16 protein-coding genes and 1 riboswitch are annotated in these 17,029 nt (G+C 46.6%); of the genes, 4 read left to right on the forward strand and 12 right to left on the reverse strand.

The window, feature by feature from the left end; genetic code table 11:
• Positions 1 to 3: 3 nt before the first annotated feature.
• The 4 genes from LRP49_RS06540 to LRP49_RS06555 all read right to left on the reverse strand — a co-directional run bounded on the left by LRP49_RS06540 (position 4) and on the right by LRP49_RS06555 (position 4,409).
• A complete protein-coding gene (locus LRP49_RS06540) occupies positions 4 to 597 on the reverse strand; it encodes a PGAP1-like alpha/beta domain-containing protein (RefSeq protein WP_274141065.1) in 594 nt (197 codons plus the stop codon).
• A 178-nt stretch (positions 598 to 775) separates the two neighbouring features.
• Positions 776 to 1,381 carry a type VI secretion system-associated protein TagO gene (locus LRP49_RS06545; RefSeq protein WP_274141067.1) on the reverse strand — a complete coding sequence of 202 codons (606 nt, stop codon included), beginning with the start codon at positions 1,379 to 1,381 and terminating at the stop codon, positions 776 to 778.
• Between the two features lie 581 nt (positions 1,382 to 1,962).
• Positions 1,963 to 3,333, reverse strand: a complete 1,371-nt coding sequence (locus tag LRP49_RS06550; RefSeq protein ID WP_420791525.1) for a YjiH family protein — start codon at positions 3,331 to 3,333, stop codon at positions 1,963 to 1,965.
• A 287-nt stretch (positions 3,334 to 3,620) separates the two neighbouring features.
• A complete protein-coding gene (locus LRP49_RS06555) occupies positions 3,621 to 4,409 on the reverse strand; it encodes a hypothetical protein (protein ID WP_274141069.1) in 789 nt (262 codons plus the stop codon).
• 195 nt (positions 4,410 to 4,604) lie between these two features.
• Between LRP49_RS06555 and LRP49_RS06560 the strand changes: the two genes are divergently transcribed.
• Positions 4,605 to 4,925: an HI1450 family dsDNA-mimic protein gene (locus LRP49_RS06560; protein ID WP_274141071.1), complete on the forward strand. Its 321-nt coding sequence runs from the start codon at positions 4,605 to 4,607 to the stop codon at positions 4,923 to 4,925.
• A gap of 52 nt (positions 4,926 to 4,977) precedes the next feature.
• On the opposite strand, the gene napC is transcribed toward LRP49_RS06560, so the two are convergent.
• From napC to napF, 7 genes are read right to left on the reverse strand one after another with little or no spacing between them, the layout of a single operon-like run.
• Entirely contained in the window at positions 4,978 to 5,574 is a 597-nt protein-coding gene (napC, locus tag LRP49_RS06565; protein WP_274141072.1) for a cytochrome c-type protein NapC, read from the reverse strand.
• 9 nt (positions 5,575 to 5,583) lie between these two features.
• On the reverse strand, positions 5,584 to 6,063 hold the full coding sequence (locus LRP49_RS06570; RefSeq protein WP_274141073.1) for a nitrate reductase cytochrome c-type subunit: 480 nt from the start codon (positions 6,061 to 6,063) through the stop codon (positions 5,584 to 5,586).
• Positions 6,053 to 6,913 (reverse strand): quinol dehydrogenase ferredoxin subunit NapH, encoded by an 861-nt coding sequence (gene napH / locus LRP49_RS06575; protein ID WP_274141075.1) that lies wholly within the window; start codon positions 6,911 to 6,913, stop codon positions 6,053 to 6,055. The genes LRP49_RS06570 and napH overlap by 11 nt, the downstream gene beginning before the upstream one ends.
• On the reverse strand, positions 6,913 to 7,710 hold the full coding sequence (gene napG, locus LRP49_RS06580) for a ferredoxin-type protein NapG (RefSeq protein ID WP_274141077.1): 798 nt from the start codon (positions 7,708 to 7,710) through the stop codon (positions 6,913 to 6,915). Before napG ends, napH begins: the two co-directional genes overlap by 1 nt.
• A 19-nt stretch (positions 7,711 to 7,729) precedes the next feature.
• Positions 7,730 to 10,216, reverse strand: coding sequence for a nitrate reductase catalytic subunit NapA (gene napA / locus LRP49_RS06585; protein WP_274141079.1), 2,487 nt, complete (start codon positions 10,214 to 10,216; stop codon positions 7,730 to 7,732).
• Positions 10,200 to 10,487: a chaperone NapD gene (locus LRP49_RS06590; RefSeq protein WP_274141081.1), complete on the reverse strand. Its 288-nt coding sequence runs from the start codon at positions 10,485 to 10,487 to the stop codon at positions 10,200 to 10,202. The genes napA and LRP49_RS06590 overlap by 17 nt, the downstream gene beginning before the upstream one ends.
• Positions 10,484 to 10,963 (reverse strand): ferredoxin-type protein NapF, encoded by a 480-nt coding sequence (napF, locus tag LRP49_RS06595; protein WP_274141082.1) that lies wholly within the window; start codon positions 10,961 to 10,963, stop codon positions 10,484 to 10,486. The genes LRP49_RS06590 and napF overlap by 4 nt, the downstream gene beginning before the upstream one ends.
• 174 nt (positions 10,964 to 11,137) lie before the next feature.
• Here napF and narQ point away from each other — a divergent pair, with 174 nt between their 5' ends.
• From narQ to LRP49_RS06610, 3 genes are all read left to right on the forward strand, one after another.
• Positions 11,138 to 12,844, forward strand: a complete 1,707-nt coding sequence (gene narQ, locus LRP49_RS06600) for a nitrate/nitrite two-component system sensor histidine kinase NarQ (RefSeq protein WP_274141083.1) — start codon at positions 11,138 to 11,140, stop codon at positions 12,842 to 12,844.
• 16 nt (positions 12,845 to 12,860) lie between these two features.
• Positions 12,861 to 13,490: a response regulator gene (locus tag LRP49_RS06605; RefSeq protein WP_274141085.1), complete on the forward strand. Its 630-nt coding sequence runs from the start codon at positions 12,861 to 12,863 to the stop codon at positions 13,488 to 13,490.
• Between the two features lie 367 nt (positions 13,491 to 13,857).
• On the forward strand, positions 13,858 to 14,133 hold the full coding sequence (locus LRP49_RS06610) for a hypothetical protein (protein ID WP_274141087.1): 276 nt from the start codon (positions 13,858 to 13,860) through the stop codon (positions 14,131 to 14,133).
• Between the two features lie 67 nt (positions 14,134 to 14,200).
• On the opposite strand, the gene LRP49_RS06615 is transcribed toward LRP49_RS06610, so the two are convergent.
• Positions 14,201 to 16,864 carry a calcium-binding protein gene (locus LRP49_RS06615; RefSeq protein WP_274141088.1) on the reverse strand — a complete coding sequence of 888 codons (2,664 nt, stop codon included), beginning with the start codon at positions 16,862 to 16,864 and terminating at the stop codon, positions 14,201 to 14,203.
• Positions 16,865 to 16,892: 28 nt separating this feature from the next.
• A riboswitch (cyclic di-GMP riboswitch) is annotated at positions 16,893 to 16,980 on the reverse strand.
• Between the last annotated feature and the right edge of the window lie 49 nt (positions 16,981 to 17,029).

Raw genomic sequence — 17,029 nt, forward strand, 5'->3', positions numbered from 1 at the left:
CATTCAGGCCAAAATCTCTTCTATCCGTTCACTGATTCGCTTAGCAAAGATCAGAGCGGTATGCGTCAGTGGAAAAACTTCATGACTGAACATGCCATTAATCTTCGTTTCTTCTAACAAAACCGTGCCGTCAGACGGCTCTCCGTGATTCAAAACTGTCGCAGGCCCAATCGAAAGATCTCCGGCGATACTGTAAAGTTCCGACCCCTTCGGCCATGTCGGTTCGTTTTCCGGTAACAGGTATTTGCTGGAGTCTTGAAACATGAAGTCCCCAATACCTACATTCTTAAAAAATGCTGCCACTTGAGAGCCTTTGTGGGGCGTTCCCAACGTTACCACCTTAGTCACGAACGCACTCATTTCACTGCCGTTTTCCAAGTACGTTCGTGTTATAACGCCACCCATCGAATGCGCAACGATCGCGGTTTCTTCTCCATCAATAAAATCGTCAATGTCAGAAAATAGCGAACTCAGATCGGGAGACACAGTGTTGTAAGACAGATTCAACACACGATGCCCTGCATCTTCAAGACGACCACACAACGGCTGCATTGCAATGCCATGCATGTATAAGCCGTGTAGCAAGATTATTTTCATTGTTATTGTCCTTCCTGCATTTAAGCCATTGTCGAAGAGTCGACCGACGAATTATGTCAGCAACATTGAATCAAAATACAGTGCAGTTTCACAGAATCAACGTGTCGACGTTAATACAGAAGATGAGTCTAGAATTTACCATGCTGCTCCAGAGCGGGTTGCCACCGAATACAACCCGCTACCACTGGCACAGTTTACGAATCGGCATTACTGCGTTATCTAACCCAGTTGTGTCGAAAATAGCGGTGATCGCGTTTTCATTGTACGGCGTTATTTGAGCCACTAATCGGTTTGAGGTAGAAATCGTTTTGAGAAAGGATGTTGGCTGAGAGTGAAACGTTGTACGCTTATCACCAGAGAGCTGCCAATTCGCACCGACGGCTTTCTCATTGCCCACACGCGTAAGAACATGCGCCTCCCCTCCTAGGAAGTTATTCCAAGAAATATAGAGTTCGGTTTTACCATTTCGACATCGAGCTACTAGGTCTATCGCCTCTCGCCACTTGTTCTTTCCCGGTAATTCTCTTAAGCGAATCGTCACCGTTTCAGAGTCATCTATCGGGCTCATTATCTCAGACAACGCCCAATTCCCCATGGCAATGTGAGAACGAGAAACTGTATTAGAAGACACAACATTTAACTTTGTTGCCAGTGCATCGTAGCAAGAGACACGCGCTGATTTACCGATAATAGAAGCACATTCTGACAACACATCATCTAACCCATGGGAGCTAGCGGACGCGGAAAACAAGAGCATACCTGCCCAAAATACCTTTTTGTTCATTAACCTACATCTCGAAACATCGACGTTTGTTAGCGCTCGGCCTACAAACATTTTCCCTCATAGCCTAAAACTCACTTTTGCTATGGCAAAAAGCAAGATCAGGGAATCCAAGCCTTTATAACGCTATTTTATAGAGTCGAACTGACGAATTTCGATTGTAATCTATTGTTGTAACACGGCGTTTTATCGCCGTTTTATTTTTTTCATTACCGCAATATTTCCTTAAACAAAATATTACAAACTCAACCATTCCGTTCATAGAGCCAAAATGTGCAATGCCACGCATATTCATGAGTTTGATGCTGTAATACTCTCTATGGATATATTGGTTCTCGCATAAAACGGCTGAAATCGCGCAGATGAAGGGGATTTATCAGCACACCTCGCCCTAAGACGTATTCACATCAGGCTATGTGAACCAATTGATTTATAAACACGACGTGGAAGCAACAACGCACGTGGAACCAGAAATCTGGGTCGCGTTTAAGAGAAGGTGAAACGGTATTCTACCGATAAGGAATTGGTCATTTCTGGCACAAAAAAAAGCGGTCAAAAGACCGCTTTTAAAAAGAAAGAGCTATTTAGAAAATCAGGTGTGCGACACCAGCAATAACTGGCAGCGTAACCAGAGTACGCAGGATGAAAATCATCACCAGTTCCCAGACTTTCACGGGGATCTTACTGCCAAGCAACAAGGCACCCACTTCAGACATGTAAATCAACTGCGTTACTGACAGTGTTGCGATAACAAAACGCGTCATTTCGTTATCAATGTTCGCCGCCAGAACCGCTGGGATAAACATGTCAGCAATACCAATAAGCATGGTTTCTGACGCTGCAACTGCCTCAGGGATTTGCAGCAGTTCCAAAAGTGGAACGAAAGGCATACCCAGAATGGTGAAAATTGGCGTGTATTCAGCAATGATAAGAGCCGACGTACCAATTGCCATAACCACTGGCAATACACCAAAGACCATATCTGCTGCGTTTTCTAGGCCTTCTTTTAAAACATCAGATAGCGAACGAATATGAGACGCACGCTCTATGCCTGATTTCACGCCGTAAGAGAACAAGGTCTCGCCTTCTGGCAATGCTTCATGTTCAAACGTTTTCTCTTCACCGTTAACCAAGGTGTTCTTTTTCCAGCATAGTGGCGGCAAACGCGGAACAACGATAGCAGCAACAAAGCCCGCTAAACATACCGTCAGATAGAACGGAACAAACATATGTTCCAAACCCACTTGAGCGATAACAACCAAGCTAAAACTGATAGAAACAACCGAGAACGTGGTACCCACGACAGCCGCTTCACGTTCTGTGTAGTAGCCCTGCTCGTATTGCTTGCTCGACATCAGGATTGCAACACTACCGTCGCCTAACCAAGAGCTTGCGCAGTCAACTGCTGAACGTCCTGGTAAGCCAAACAAAGGGCGCATAACACGCGTCATGAACGCGCCAATCATTTCCAACAGACCAAAGTTGGTCAACAAAGGCAGGAAAAGACCCGCAAAGACGAACACTGAAAGTAGCGTTGGCAGCAAGTCACCCAATACGAAGCCACCCGTTGCGCCACCAACAACATGCTCTGGACCAAAGCCGAAATACGCCATTGAGACAAACACAGAACCTAGCAGTCGCACCACCAGCCAAACAGGGGAAGGTAAAAATAGGCCAGTTAAAAACGTAGATTCGGTGATAAAACGAGGCTTTGTCGCCAACGCAAGCAATGAGCCAATTGCACTGATCAAAACAATCGCAGTAACGATCAACGTGGAATGATCACCCATCACGTTGCGGAACGTTTTAGCTAGAACAGCAATAGGAATAGTGAAACCACCACTCGTCACTACAGGCGTCATGAATAACAAAATACCCAGTAGCGATGGAATGGCAAACATCAACACATTCCGTGTCGACGATGAGTCTTTAACAATATTAGATGTCTTCTGCATGGCGATACTTCCTGAGCAATGCGAGGGCAAGAAATAGATATTCACTAAAAGTGACTAATTGAGCGCAAGGTTAAAACATCAAAAAGCGCATGTAAACAATAATTAGTCACTTATATTGAATAAAATGCTAAAAGCAGCCCATATCATCTATTTATGTTTACTTTTCACACAAAAACCACCAGTTAATTGTTAATGAACTGTTACTTTCAGTTCCATATACAACGAATATATCAGTGAGTTAACGTGGGTTTTATCGACAGGAAGGAACAACTCAGGAAAATGCATAATTATCCAATTTTACGATCGATTTTTGCGTATTCCTCGCTTACCCATGCACCAAAGGCATCCATCAGCGCGACAACCGCGCGTTTTTTAACAGGCTTACGCTGAATCAAATAGAAAAGTCTTTCAATTTCAAGAGACTTTTCAGGGTAGTGTTCTAAAAAGGCCGCAGAACATCGTTCTAAATTTTCTTCCCAAGAGTGGGTTTTGTATGCGACCAAACCGAAACTTGCGCGAATGAGTCGTTTGGCGACCTCTTCTGCTGCATCAAGCTGAGTCCCCCATTTCGTCGCCAGTGCAATTTTTTGCCTTAACTCTTTTAACCTTGGCTGCAAATCATCATTCATAGCTTTAGAAACTTCCCAACTCACTTCAAAGTGCCCGAAGCTGTCAGCCAAGTTATCGCCTTTCAAACAGATAGCGCAATGCTTCAGGAAAAAGCCCCAGCGGAAAATATTGGCAAAATTGGTAACGTCTTTCAGAGGCACCACATTTAGTGAGACGCTCTTTACCGCTTCACCGGATTGTTCGATACGCCAACGAATGGTATTCAGCGAGGAATACTCTTGGACGTTTAGCACGCGGTTAGTGACCAGCGTAAACTCCAAATCCGATTTTTCTTCGGCGGCCCTTCTCGCCACATCACCAGAGAGATAAATACTGTGAATGACCTCTTCCAAAACGGCACTGATTTGACGCAGACCATTCGCAACTGGCGCGACAAAGTCGGTTTGGAGAGGAGCTTGACTATCGAGCTCTGGTAATAAGCCTCGGCGAGGTTGCGCTTGGTACAAATTAGGTTCCTGCGTTTAAAAAATACGTTCAGCTAAGGCTCTATTTTAATGGCTGTTTATTCAACCAACCAGTTTAGATTGAGTGAAAATTCACACTTCACCCAACAAATGCTGTTGGGATACCTTTAATCGTCATTGGGAAATCCCCATTTACATGGTCTAATACATGAAATAGAACTACTCGGTGAAGAAATCATGGAAACTTCCCTGCTTTCGATTGATGAAACGCTGGAAACCGCATTCGATATTTTCTACGAAATGGCGGAAGACAATCTGGATTATGACGACCTGCTTGCTTATCAAGCTCGCTTTGATGAAGAAGGTGCGGGTATTGCTGTTGATGCACTAGACGATTGGGATAACTTGGTCGGCTTTGATGTGGACCGTGACGTCTTTGTTGAAGTTCGAATCGGACTCGCAGCGAATGACACATTGAATGATGTTTTACTTCGCATGTTGATCAGCCGTGACCCAGAGCAAAAGTTCTGCCACATGCTTTGGAAACGTGCAGAGTAAGTAGACGAAAAGGCCAGCTTCACGCTGGCCTTCATTTTCTAGCATCTACCACTTAGAAACCAAAATCTTTCCCTGCATCATGATTTCGAGGCAACTTGTGCGCGATACCCTTATGACAATCAATACATGTTTGTCCTGCTTCTTCAGCTTTGTCGTGTACTGACGCCGCTACCGTTTTCTGAACGCTAAAATCCATGTATTCAAAGTTATGACAGTTACGGCATTCCTGCGAGTCATTTGCTTTCATTCGATTCCACTCACGTGTTGCCATTTCTAATCGGTGGTCTTCGAATTTTTGGGGCGTTTCGACAATACCAAAGGCTTTAGCATAAAGCTCTTTGCTGGCCTGAATTTTACGCACCATTTTCGGGCCCCACTCTTTCGGGACGTGACAATCAGGACATGTCGCTCTCACACCACTTCGGTTGGTATAGTGAATCGTGCCGACATATTCTTCATAGACATTGTCACGCATTTCATGACAGCCAATACAAAACTCTTCTTGGTTGGTCATTTCCATACCCGTGTTAAAACCACCCCAGAAGATAATACCGGCAACAAAACCCACAATAAGAACAGTACCGATCGCAAAATGACTTGGGGTTCTAAACCACTTCCATCCGCGTTGTATGAAGTTTGGTAATTTCATCCTTCCCCCTTACTGACCGAACTTGCCAGCAGGAACAAAGTCGTTTTCAACCAACACATCCGTTTGCGCTTGCGGCACATGACACTGTAGGCAGAAATATCGACGCGCTGAGACTTCCGTCAACACGCGATTATCTCTGTCCATAAAGTGAGTTGGGCTAATACGAGGTGCTCCCGTTTTACGGTAAACATCAACATCATGACACTCTAAACACGAGTTGTTCGCCTGATTCACCTGATAGCCGTCTATTGAATGAGGGATCATAGGTGGCTGATTGACATAGTTAAGCGCAATTCGCTCCTGATTTTTTGGGACATTCTTAATGTCCGGTACAACATTCGCTTCTTCTATTCCTGTCGTGCCGCGCAATGATTCAACAACAACGGCCTCCTCTGTTACGTTTTCAGTATTTGCACTCACGACATTTGCATAAACGGCCACACCAATAAGTGCAGACAACAGCAAAGAAACCGCTTTTTTACTCTTCATTTTCGGCTCCAAATCTTTTTCTGAATTCCAAAACTTGTTCGGCACACACATCGACACAGCGGCCGCAACTCATACAATTTCTGTCCATCACTCGCACATCTCCACCTTTCAGTGGTTGCCTTAACACATGTGGTTCAGGGCAGACGTTGAAACAATCCATACATTTTGTGCAGGCACTTCGCTTAACAGCGGCCACACGCAGAACACTCTTTTGACCAATCAGCGCATAAGTGGAACCCAACGGGCAGAGATGTCCGCACCAGCCATGCTCGACAAGGAGCAAATCCAGTACAAAGACGCAAGCCACCAGCCAAATTCCACCACCGACGCCGAATATCAACCCTCTGTGTAGCGCAGAGACAGGATCCAGCCATGTCCACAACAAGGTTCCAGATACGCCACTACCGATGATTAACAGCCCAAGAAGCCAATAACGAATCGATGAAGACATCTGAAAGCTCGCTTTCAGGTTCAGATTTCTTCTCAACCACGCTGCAAAATCCGTCACTATGTTCATTGGACATACCCATCCGCAAAACACGCGTGGTGCAACCAAGGCATAGAGCCCGATAACGACTGCCAGCCCTATTAAGCCTTCTGGCTCTAGCAGATGCCCAGTTGCCATCGCTTGTGCGGCAATGAGAGGATCAGTGAAAGGCACAACATCCAACAATACGCTTGCAGACAAGTTGCCTTTCAGCACCCAAATACCCCACATTGGCCCAGCGAAGAACGCGAGAAGCACAGATAGCTGGGTTATTCGGCGTAGCAGCAGATAACGATGTGATCGCCACCACCCCAAGCGTTTAACCGCCTCTTTGCCAGCGTCTTTTGCAAGGTTCTTAGCCATCAATTCCCCTCCAACGGTGCGCGTATAGGCAAAGTCAGCTGACGAGGTACGAGGCTTTCGCCATCATTCGCCGCTTTCTCTTCCCATCCCAAGCGATAATGTTCACCGAGTTTTCCGCGCGCCAAGTTGGTTGGCACAACCTTGATAGCAGTCTCGTCCAACACGCAGGCATGCTCACACAAGCCGCATCCCGTACAACGGTCAGCATTGACCATGGGAATTAGCTTCGCGTGTTTTCCCGTGCGTTGGTTGTGCATGGGTTCTAGTGTTATTGCTTCATCAATGAGAGGACATACGCGGTAGCACACATCACACCGTAATCCCTGCCAATTTAGGCAGTTTTCATGGTCGATCAGTACCGCGGTACCCATTCTGGCTTCTGTGATATCGGTGAGGTCGCGGTTCAGCGCACCACTTGGGCATGCCACAACGCAAGGAATATCCTCACACATTTCACACGGGATGCTCCGCGCATCGAAATACGGGGTTCCCGCTGCAACCGGTGATAGCAGTGTTGCCAGTTTCAAGGTGTCGTATGGACAGTCACGTACACACAAGCCACAACGCACACAGGCATTGAGAAAATCGCTCTCCTCCAGCGCACCGGGTGGACGAATCGGTATACCGCTTTGTGCTTGGCTTTGCTTAGACTGCAAACCCAATACTGTTACCGCTATTCCCGCCCCTGCTGCAGTGCGCGCCGCATCTCGGAGAAATCGACGACGACTGGTGTCAGACCCGCCTGAAAGGCTGGTTGATTTCTCTTTTTGCTGAGTGAGGTCCGTGTGCTTTTTCATCGTATGGCCTGCTAATCCATCAAGCCTTTACGACTTTCACGGCACATTTCTTGTAGTCGGTTTCTTTTGACAGCGGATCCGTCGCGTCCAATGTCAATTTGTTTACCAACTGACCTGCGTCGAAGAACGGCATAAACACCAGCCCTTTCGGTACGCGGTTACGACCACGCGTTTCCACGTGTGTAGTCACTTCTCCGCGACGCGAAACCACTTTCACTGCGTCACCACGGCGCAAACCGCGTGCACGTGCATCCAGTGGGTGCATGTACACAACTGCATCAGGGAACGCGCGATATAGCTCAGGTACGCGACGTGTCATGGTGCCAGTATGCCAGTGCTCAAGAACACGTCCGGTAGATAACCACATGTCGTATTCTTCATCCGGAGCCTCGGCGGCAGGTTCGTAAGGCAGCGCAAAAATAACAGCTTTCTTGTCAGGTTTTCCGTAGAACGCAAAGCCCTCGCCTGCTTCCACATAAGGGTCGTAACCTTCCGCGTAACGCCATAGTGTTTCTTTGCCATCCACCACAGGCCAACGCAGGCCGCGCGCTTGGTGATACATGTCAAACGGAGCAAGGTCATGCGCTTTACCGCGACCAAATTCTGCGTACTCTTCAAACAGCCCTTTTTGAATATAAAAGCCCGCGTCTCGCGCATCATCATTCAAGCGATCTGCTGGGATCTCATCAAGTCCGTATTTGTCCGCTTTTCCGTTTGCGAACAGAATGTCAAACAATGTCTTGTCACTGAATTCGGGTTTTTTCGCAACCAAGTCTTGTGGCCATACGTCGGACACCTTAATGCGTTTTGACAGCTCGACGATTTGCCATAAATCTGATTTCGCCCCACCCGGAGCCTTGACTTGTTGATACCAGAATTGGGTTCGACGCTCTGCGTTTCCGTACGCACCTTCTTTTTCAACCCACATAGCGGTAGGGAGAATAAGGTCAGACGCCATTGCTGTTACGGTTGGGTATGGATCAGAACAAATAATGAAGTTTCGCGGATCGCGATAGCCCGGCAGACGTTCTTCATTGATATTTGGACCAGCTTGCATGTTGTTGTTACACATCACCCAGTACACATTGAGCTTGCCATCTTTCAGCATGCGATCTTGCAAAATGGCGTGATAGCCCGGTTTAGGTGGAATGGTGCCTTCGGGCAGTTGCCATTTATCTTCTGCAAACTCGCGGTGTTTCGGGTTAGCGACCACCATATCTGCTGGCAAGCGGTGTGCAAAGGTACCCACTTCACGCGCTGTACCGCAGGCCGAAGGTTGACCGGTCAACGAGAAAGGACCACAACCCGGCTTAGAAATTTTGCCTGTTAATAGGTGAATGTTGTAAACGAGGTTGTTCGCCCATACGCCACGAGTATGTTGGTTAAAGCCCATGGTCCAGTAAGAAACCACGTTCACTTTAGGGTCAGCATAAAGCTCGGCTAACGCGTTAAGTTGGTCCTCTGGAACACCAGAAAGCTCAGACACAGATTTGACATCGTAATCAGCGACAAACTTTGCGAACGCATCAAAATCAATCGGATCTGATGCACCACTTCCCGCATTCTTGGCTGCCTTTTCCAGCGCATGAGTAGGACGAAGGCCATAACCAATATCTGTCGCGCCTTTACGGAAGTTGACGTGTTTTTCAATGAATCCTTTATCAACTTTGTTGTTCTGAATGATGTAGTTCGCAACAAAGTTCAGGATGGCCAGGTCCGTTTGCGGCGTAAAGATCATGCCGTTATCGGCCAGCTCGAAACTGCGATGTTCAAAGGTAGAGAGCACTGCGACTTTTACATGCGGCGCAGATAGACGACGATCAGCCAGACGCGACCATAAGATGGGGTGCATTTCCGCCATGTTGGAGCCCCAAAGCACAAACGCATCGGCTTGTTCGAGGTCGTCATAACATCCCATCGGCTCATCCATACCAAAGGTACGCATAAAGCCAACCACCGCAGATGCCATACAATGGCGTGCATTTGGGTCAATATTGTTTGAGCGAAAGCCCGCTTTCATCAATTTTGCAGCAGCGTAGCCTTCCCATACCGTCCATTGGCCTGAACCGAACATACCCACTGTTGTTGGGCCATTTTGCTGAATTGCAGTGACGTACTTTTCTGCCATCAAATCCAATGCTTCATCCCATGACACTGGCACGAATTCACCGTCTTTGTCGTAAACACCGTCAGTTTTACGCAGCAACGGCTGAGTTAAACGGTCTTTTCCGTACATGATTTTTGGCAAGAAGTATCCTTTGATGCAGTTCAACCCTCGGTTAACTGGCGCATCCGGGTCACCTTGTGATGCCACAATTCGACCGTTTTGAGTCCCCACCAACACACCACAGCCTGTACCACAAAAACGACAAGGTGCTTTGTCCCATTTAACCTGGTCATCGTTACCAGCTGCTTGTGCAACCGTAACGGGCAGTGTGATCCCCGCAGCACTTGCGGCCGCGGCGGCTGCATTGGCTTTAAGGAACTTTCTACGCGTTAAGTTCATTGCGCTCTCCTTCCATTACTGATTCAGGCTCTTCGTTCTCGACCTGATGAAATACAAGCGTTGCCGCCAATACACCCGGCAACGCTTTAATTTGGTCAAACACTTCCAGCAGCATTGATCGGCTGCTTCCTTCAACAACCACGATGAGCTTTCCGGCCTCTGACGCTGCAGGTACTTCGGTCCCTTCAAACGCTTCAATACTCGATTTGACGGTCTCAATTTGGTCGGCCGCAGCATGTACAATCAGGCTGCTAACGTGATACTCATTCAAAGTGATTGCTCCATTGAAATTGCGGAAACGGGACAAGGTGAGACGCAAGCACCACACCCTGTACATGAAGATGTTGAAATCAGGGGTTGAGCAACGCTCCCCCTTGTCATTTGAAATTGAATCGCACGTGGCTCGCAGACATCTGCGCAGCTTCTGCATTCAACAGCATTTTTCGCTAAGCAATGGGAGGTAATCGAAACTGTCTGATTCCAAGGCACTGTGGACTCTTCTTGAAAGAGACGTTCTGGGCAGCTTTCTGCACAGGCATAACAAAAAGTGCATTCGCCCTTATTAAAATCGATGGTTGGAAAACCACCATCACCCGATACAATGATTCTTTCTGGACATGCTTGTTGGCATTTTCCGCAGCGCGTGCAGTGATCGGAAAATGCGTCCGCATCCTTTACCCAAGGAAGAGACTGATGTGAGATTTTCTGTTTGCTTCTAAGGAAAAAGCGACGTTGTTTGTCTACCATGAGCAACCCTACGTTTCTCTTTTACTCGCCAGTACTTAGCTTAAGTATTAACGTAAAAAGAACTGGTGGTAGGAGATATACCTCTAAGGGGGTAGATCGGGGGTAGTATTGTCCTAGATCAATTTACTCTATTGTTGCAAATCACATTATGACGAAAACTGTGGAAGTACTCGCTTGAAGGGCAGACCAAATTTGAACGCAACCGTTAAGAAGTCCGTAACAACAACTGTCGCACGCGCCCTGCTAACCATATTGACACTGGCGGTCATTATCACGGGCTTTTCCATTATCACTCTCGCGTCAAGTCTGAACGATGCAGCAGCCGTTAATACCTCTGGCTCATTGCGCATGCAAAGCTATCGACTCGCTTATGACATAGTGACTGACTCACCGCGCTATGCTGACCATATCGGGATGTTCGAAGCCTCTCTTTTATCGCCCGAATTGCAATTGCTTGATAACCTTGCGGTCCCTGAAGAAATCCGTGTTAGGTACGACTTACTCATTGCACAGTGGCTCAAACTTCGTCCAGATCTTGAAGGGCCAGATCGGAGTTTCTATCTTGAGCAAGTCGGCCTTTTCGTCAACGAAATAGACCGATTTGTATTTGCGCTACAAACGCACTCAGAAAACAAACTGCAAGTCCTTGCTCTGGTTAGCAGTGCTGGCTTGGGTCTAATTCTTGCTGTCGTCATTTTTCTTATTCACTACACCCAAAAACGCATTGTTAATCCGTTAAATCAATTGGTACTGGCAAGCCAGAACATCCAAAAAAGAGAGTTTGACATTGATTTACCTGCCGCTCGCAGCAACGAACTCGGGGTGTTAACAGAAAGCTTTGGACTGATGGCAAACGAGCTCAAGGAGTTGTATGCCGACTTGGAATCAAAAATTGAGTTAAAAACACAGAAACTCACCAAAGCGAATCGTGCCCTCAATGTGTTATACGATTGCTCTACTCAACTATCGTCTAGCTTTCTCACCCGTGAAAGCTTTACAAAAATGCTCGCGATAACCTTGAAGGTTGATGGCGTTCAGGCCCTTCGACTTCGTGTGAACAACCCAAAATTGTCTGAATGGGAAATCGAAACCGGTGAAACAACCCAACAAGCGTGGCATACCCAACCGCTTAAACTGGACGGAGAAACATTGGGTGCATTAGAGTGGCAAGGTGACGTAGCCATGGCGGATACGGTGTTGCTGTCGAATCTCGCGTCTGTGATGGCGAGAGGCATTTACTACAATCATGCGCACAAGCAAGCGACTCACGTTGCCGTTATGGAAGAGCGCGCTACCCTTGCGCGAGAGCTGCACGACTCTATCGCGCAGTCTCTCTCATACCTAAAAATCCAAACATCTTTACTAAAACGCCACCTTAAGTTGTTAGATAACCAAGAGTGCGATGAAATCGCCAACGAGATTAGTCTGCAATTGGGTATTGCTTACAATCAACTGCGCGAGTTACTCAATGCATTCCGTTTATCGCTGACAAACAGTGATTTTGGCTTGGCACTTCACGAATTGGTGAAGACACTGCAGATGCAAGTAGCAGCTCCGATCTCCATTGTTTCCTCCATTGATGCAGTGTCTATGGACGCGCAACGTCAAATGCACATTTTACAAATAATAAGAGAGGCATGTGCGAATGCGATTAAGCACGCACAAGCAGACGAAATAACCATAAAATGTCATCAAGATAAGACGTTTGCGTATGTGGATATCATCGACAACGGAAACGGCTTTGAGTTGGCCGAAGAAAAACCTGACCACTATGGTTTAAATATTATGCAGGAGCGCGCGCAGTTACTCGGTGGAGATCTGCGTATAGTGACATCGCCCGATCACGGTTGCACCGTCTCCCTTGTGTTCTCGTTGAAATAACCCACCGGAGTTTGCAATGACTGAATGGAATGTACTTCTCGTTGATGATCACCCTTTAATGCGCAAAGGGCTTGCTCAGTTATTAAAATTCGAGCCTGAAATTGGCCATGTGTCTGAAGTCAGCACGGGGACCGATGCCATCGCCGAAGCAGAGAGGCACGAACCCGACTTGATCATTCTCGACCTCAATATGAAAGGTTTATCCGGACTCGATACCTTGCGCGCATTGCGCTCAGACGGCTGCACGTCGGTCATTGTCATTTTGACGGTCTCCGACAGCCCAAATGACATTCATGCAATTGTGCAGGCTGGTGCTGACGGGTACCTACTTAAAGACAGCGAGCCAGAAGAAATAATTGAACAATTAAAAGTCGCGATGACAGGTGAAAAAGCCTATAGCGATACGGTAAAAGCGTTTTTGGAACGAACACAGGACCAAACCTCTCCACTGAGTGTGCTGACAGAGCGCGAAATGCAGATTTTACAGCAAGTTTCTAAAGGCTTTCGCAATAAACAAATTGGCGAACACCTTTATATTTCGGAAGCAACAGTCAAAGTCCATTTGAAAAACCTGTTGAAGAAGCTCGGTGTCGAATCAAGAATGGCGGCAACGCTTTTATACCTTGAGCATGAATCCATGAATTAATGGTGATACGGCGTTTTTGAGCAGTGGATTCATTCACTTTTGGTAACGCCTCCTCTAACCAATCAGCCGAATAATGCGTTGCCAGCAAATCATCTGACTGACCTATTAATTACACTTAGTTGTGATATCCCGTCGATATTCTTGAGTAGAGAGTGACGAGCATATTTGTCCATGGTACTCCTGAACACTGAATTAACGTCGTTTACCAAGGTTGAAGCGACAACGCATAGACAGCTAGTAGCCCTGAGAATGGTAGCTGTCGCTTTCATCACTGACTGGATCGTGATGTAAGCGTTAGCCAATCTGGCATCGTCATATCAAGGGTCAATACTGTTAATTATGAGTCGATTATTCAAGGAGACGAATCATGTTCAAAGTAATTAGCTGCGCATTAGGGATTCTGGTATCTGCGGTTATTGTTTATCTGTTCTTCACTGGCAACACCGCGTCTGCTGTCATTCTTTTTATCGGTGCCGCTGCTTTTGGCCCCTTGTTAACGAAAATAATCAAGGGTGAATTGTACCTAGGGTCAGCTTCATACAATACGAGCAAAGGTGTGAATGACATGACCTCAAGTGGCCCTATGGCATATAGCGCAACAAGCAACTCATCGGGTGATTGTGGTGGTGACGGTGGTTGCTAGTCGCATCACCTTTAAATAACACAAAAAAAGGCTCACTTTAGTGAGCCTTTTTACGTAGTTTCATGATTTAGAAAATGTCATCGCCATTCAAGGTTACGCTTTCTGCATCGGTCCATACAGTGATGGTGCGGTCTTGCGTATCGTGGGTAAACACATACGCCGTTAACTCACCCACTTGTGCATTGCTTAGCCCCATGATGCTGATCATTTCTGCTGATAGCGGCGCATTCACAGCCGCATTTTCATCGTAGCTCCAAGGTAAACCTGCAAGGTTAAATGAATCATCTCCACCACCTAAGTGGGCAACGAATCCATCCCAATCATCAGGCGTACCAAGATCTTCACCAAATGGCGAATCAGATTGCGCCCAAATCTCGTTTGGATTAATTGTCACATCTTGGTCGCCATCGTCACCGATCACGGCTTCAATTTGCGCCATAACGTTGCCTTTGACGCTTGGATCTGACTGATAGGATGCACCCGTAAAATCGACATTGGCATCGCCATTGACCAGCATTCTATCGAAGCCATTATCCGCGTTGTACATCGACTTATTGATGGTTTGCCCACCTGACGTCGTTGTTAAGCCGACAAAATCATCCTGACCGAACACAAAGGTGTCGTCACCGTTACTACCAATGTACTGGTCAACGCCCGTACCACCGTCGATCAACACTTCACTGCCAGGGCCACCATTGAGAAGATCATCCCCTGCACCGCCATAAAGCTCGTCTTTACCCGGGCCGCCGAGAATGGTGTCGTTGCCTTCCCCACCGTAGATAACGTCGTCACCTTTGTTGCCGTATAGGATGTCGTCACCCGCATCACCATAAACAACATCGTCGTCGTCACCACCATAAATGGTGTCGTTACCATCACCACCATGAATCGTATCTTTATCACTAACTTCAATAGTTTTGGTGGTTTCTGCAAAGTCAGAGTATTTCAACTCAGAGATATTGGCGTAAGAGTTAGCAACCAATGTTAAATTCGTTGAAGCCGTGATTTCTGGCCCTTCAATTTGAAGTAGAATTTTGCCGTTTTCGCCAATATTGTGATAATGGTGACCATTACCATCCAAGTCCACATCAACAATGACAAACTTGTAGGTATTAGTACCGTCAGTGTATTGCAGCGTGTAATCCAGATTCACATTGTAGGTATTGTTGCCAATCGTAACAGTCTGCGTTTTATCATCTGAATATTCGTTGCAGACGTCGTCGCCGTTTAAGACACCATCATCGTCTTGGAAGGTGACCTCTGTGCAACCCCCATCAAAAGCGAGCTTTGGAGGGAAACACCAAGTGTGGAATTCACCACCTTGAGGCGTGGTGAAATCATCACCCAAGATAAAGACTTTCGCAGTTGGATCACAGTCTATGGTCTGGGTGCCAATGGTTCCGCCATAGATCAAGTCATCACCATCGCCACCATGGATTTCATCATCCCCCCATTGACCGTAGATGGTATCGTTACCCGCACCACCGTCGATGTAGTCTTCATCATTGGTCATCAAGGTTTGCTCTTCAGCAATATCCGCATAATCCAATCCATTGATATTACTGTAAGAATTAGCCACCAGTGACAAATCTGTCGCGTCGGTAATTTCCGGACCATCAATTTGAAGAAGAAGGTTACCGTTCTCATTCAAGTTATTGTAGTGGTGACCATTGCCATCAAGGTCTACATCAATAATGGCAAACGTATAAATATTGCCGTCCGAATCGCAGTACTTGAGGGTGTAATCGAGGTTTACGGGATACGTATTGCCATCGATCGTCACCGTTTGAGATTTATCATCCGAGTATTCGTTACAGTAGTTGTCACCGTTCAACACACCATCGTCATCTTGGAAAGTGACTTTAGTTGAACCGCCATCAAACGTCAGTTTTGGTGGAAAACAGAAGGTGTGGAACTCACCACCAGAAGGCATGGTGAAGTCATTACCCATTTGGAAAACGGTGACAAAAGGATCACCGCCACCGAAGTTTGGCGATGCGGTATTGCCATAGATGATGTCATCACCATCACCACCGTACAGTTTGTCTTGGCCGTTATCACCCTCGATATAATCGTCACCGCCTTGACCATAGATAGTGTCATTGCCGTTACCACCTGAAATGGTGTCATCACCACCCACTGAAGGGTCAACGGTAGTTGGCTGCGTGATATCGTCGTAGCTTAGGCTACTAACGTTTTGGAAGGAGTTTGGAACAAGGCTAAGATCGGTACTTGAGGTAATTTCCGGACCATCAATTTGAATAAGAATTTTACCGTTTTCGCCTAAGTTACTGTAATGGTGACCATTCCCGTCCAGATCCACGTCAACAATCGCAAAGGTATAAACATTGCCGTCGCTATCACAGTACTTGAGGCTAAAATCAACGTTCACACCATATTCTTGACCATTGATCTCAACGTTTTGGGATTTGTCATCAGAGTATTCGTTACAGGCATCATCACCGTTCAGTTGACCGTCATCATCTTTATACGTAACTGTGGAAGTAGAACCTGTGAAATTTAGCGTAGGTGGGAACGACCATGTGTGAAAATTGCCACTGTTCATCGAGAAATCTTGGCCCATAACAAACACTGCACCGGTTTTTGTAGAGCCGCCGCCCGAACCTACATCACCGTATATTGTGTCATCACCGTTTTTGCCGGTGATCGTATCATCCCCTAATGTGCCGTTTAACGTATCAGCTCCGTTTGTACCTGTAATTGTTGCCATGAGTTTCATCCTCGCTTGCTAACCAGCTCGAGGTAGCTCAGCCATCTATCCATGATTGTTTAGAGAGATCTGAAGCTTTCCGTCCCCACTTCGCAGTGAGTTTGGCTTTTACTCTACCTTATGTCCTATTGCTTGCTTATTAAGGGCAATGAAAAACACTACTAT

Source organism: Enterovibrio qingdaonensis (assembly GCF_028683135.1).
GTDB classification, from domain to species: Bacteria; Pseudomonadota; Gammaproteobacteria; order Enterobacterales; family Vibrionaceae; genus Enterovibrio; species Enterovibrio qingdaonensis.

What these genes read in the sequence shown, in the direction of transcription:
- LRP49_RS06540 (WP_274141065.1), bottom strand. Translation starts at nt 597, where the DNA reads ATGAAAATAATCTTGCTACACGGCTTATACATGCATGGCATTGCAATG.
- LRP49_RS06545 (WP_274141067.1), bottom strand. Translation starts at nt 1,381, where the DNA reads ATGAACAAAAAGGTATTTTGGGCAGGTATGCTCTTGTTTTCCGCGTCC.
- LRP49_RS06550 (WP_420791525.1), bottom strand. Translation starts at nt 3,333, where the DNA reads ATGCAGAAGACATCTAATATTGTTAAAGACTCATCGTCGACACGGAAT.
- LRP49_RS06560 (WP_274141071.1), top strand. Translation starts at nt 4,605, where the DNA reads ATGGAAACTTCCCTGCTTTCGATTGATGAAACGCTGGAAACCGCATTC.
- napC (WP_274141072.1), bottom strand. Translation starts at nt 5,574, where the DNA reads ATGAAATTACCAAACTTCATACAACGCGGATGGAAGTGGTTTAGAACC.
- LRP49_RS06570 (WP_274141073.1), bottom strand. Translation starts at nt 6,063, where the DNA reads ATGAAGAGTAAAAAAGCGGTTTCTTTGCTGTTGTCTGCACTTATTGGT.
- napH (WP_274141075.1), bottom strand. Translation starts at nt 6,913, where the DNA reads ATGGCTAAGAACCTTGCAAAAGACGCTGGCAAAGAGGCGGTTAAACGC.
- napG (WP_274141077.1), bottom strand. Translation starts at nt 7,710, where the DNA reads ATGAAAAAGCACACGGACCTCACTCAGCAAAAAGAGAAATCAACCAGC.
- napA (WP_274141079.1), bottom strand. Translation starts at nt 10,216, where the DNA reads ATGAACTTAACGCGTAGAAAGTTCCTTAAAGCCAATGCAGCCGCCGCG.
- napF (WP_274141082.1), bottom strand. Translation starts at nt 10,963, where the DNA reads ATGGTAGACAAACAACGTCGCTTTTTCCTTAGAAGCAAACAGAAAATC.
- LRP49_RS06605 (WP_274141085.1), top strand. Translation starts at nt 12,861, where the DNA reads ATGACTGAATGGAATGTACTTCTCGTTGATGATCACCCTTTAATGCGC.
- LRP49_RS06610 (WP_274141087.1), top strand. Translation starts at nt 13,858, where the DNA reads ATGTTCAAAGTAATTAGCTGCGCATTAGGGATTCTGGTATCTGCGGTT.
- LRP49_RS06615 (WP_274141088.1), bottom strand. Translation starts at nt 16,864, where the DNA reads ATGGCAACAATTACAGGTACAAACGGAGCTGATACGTTAAACGGCACA.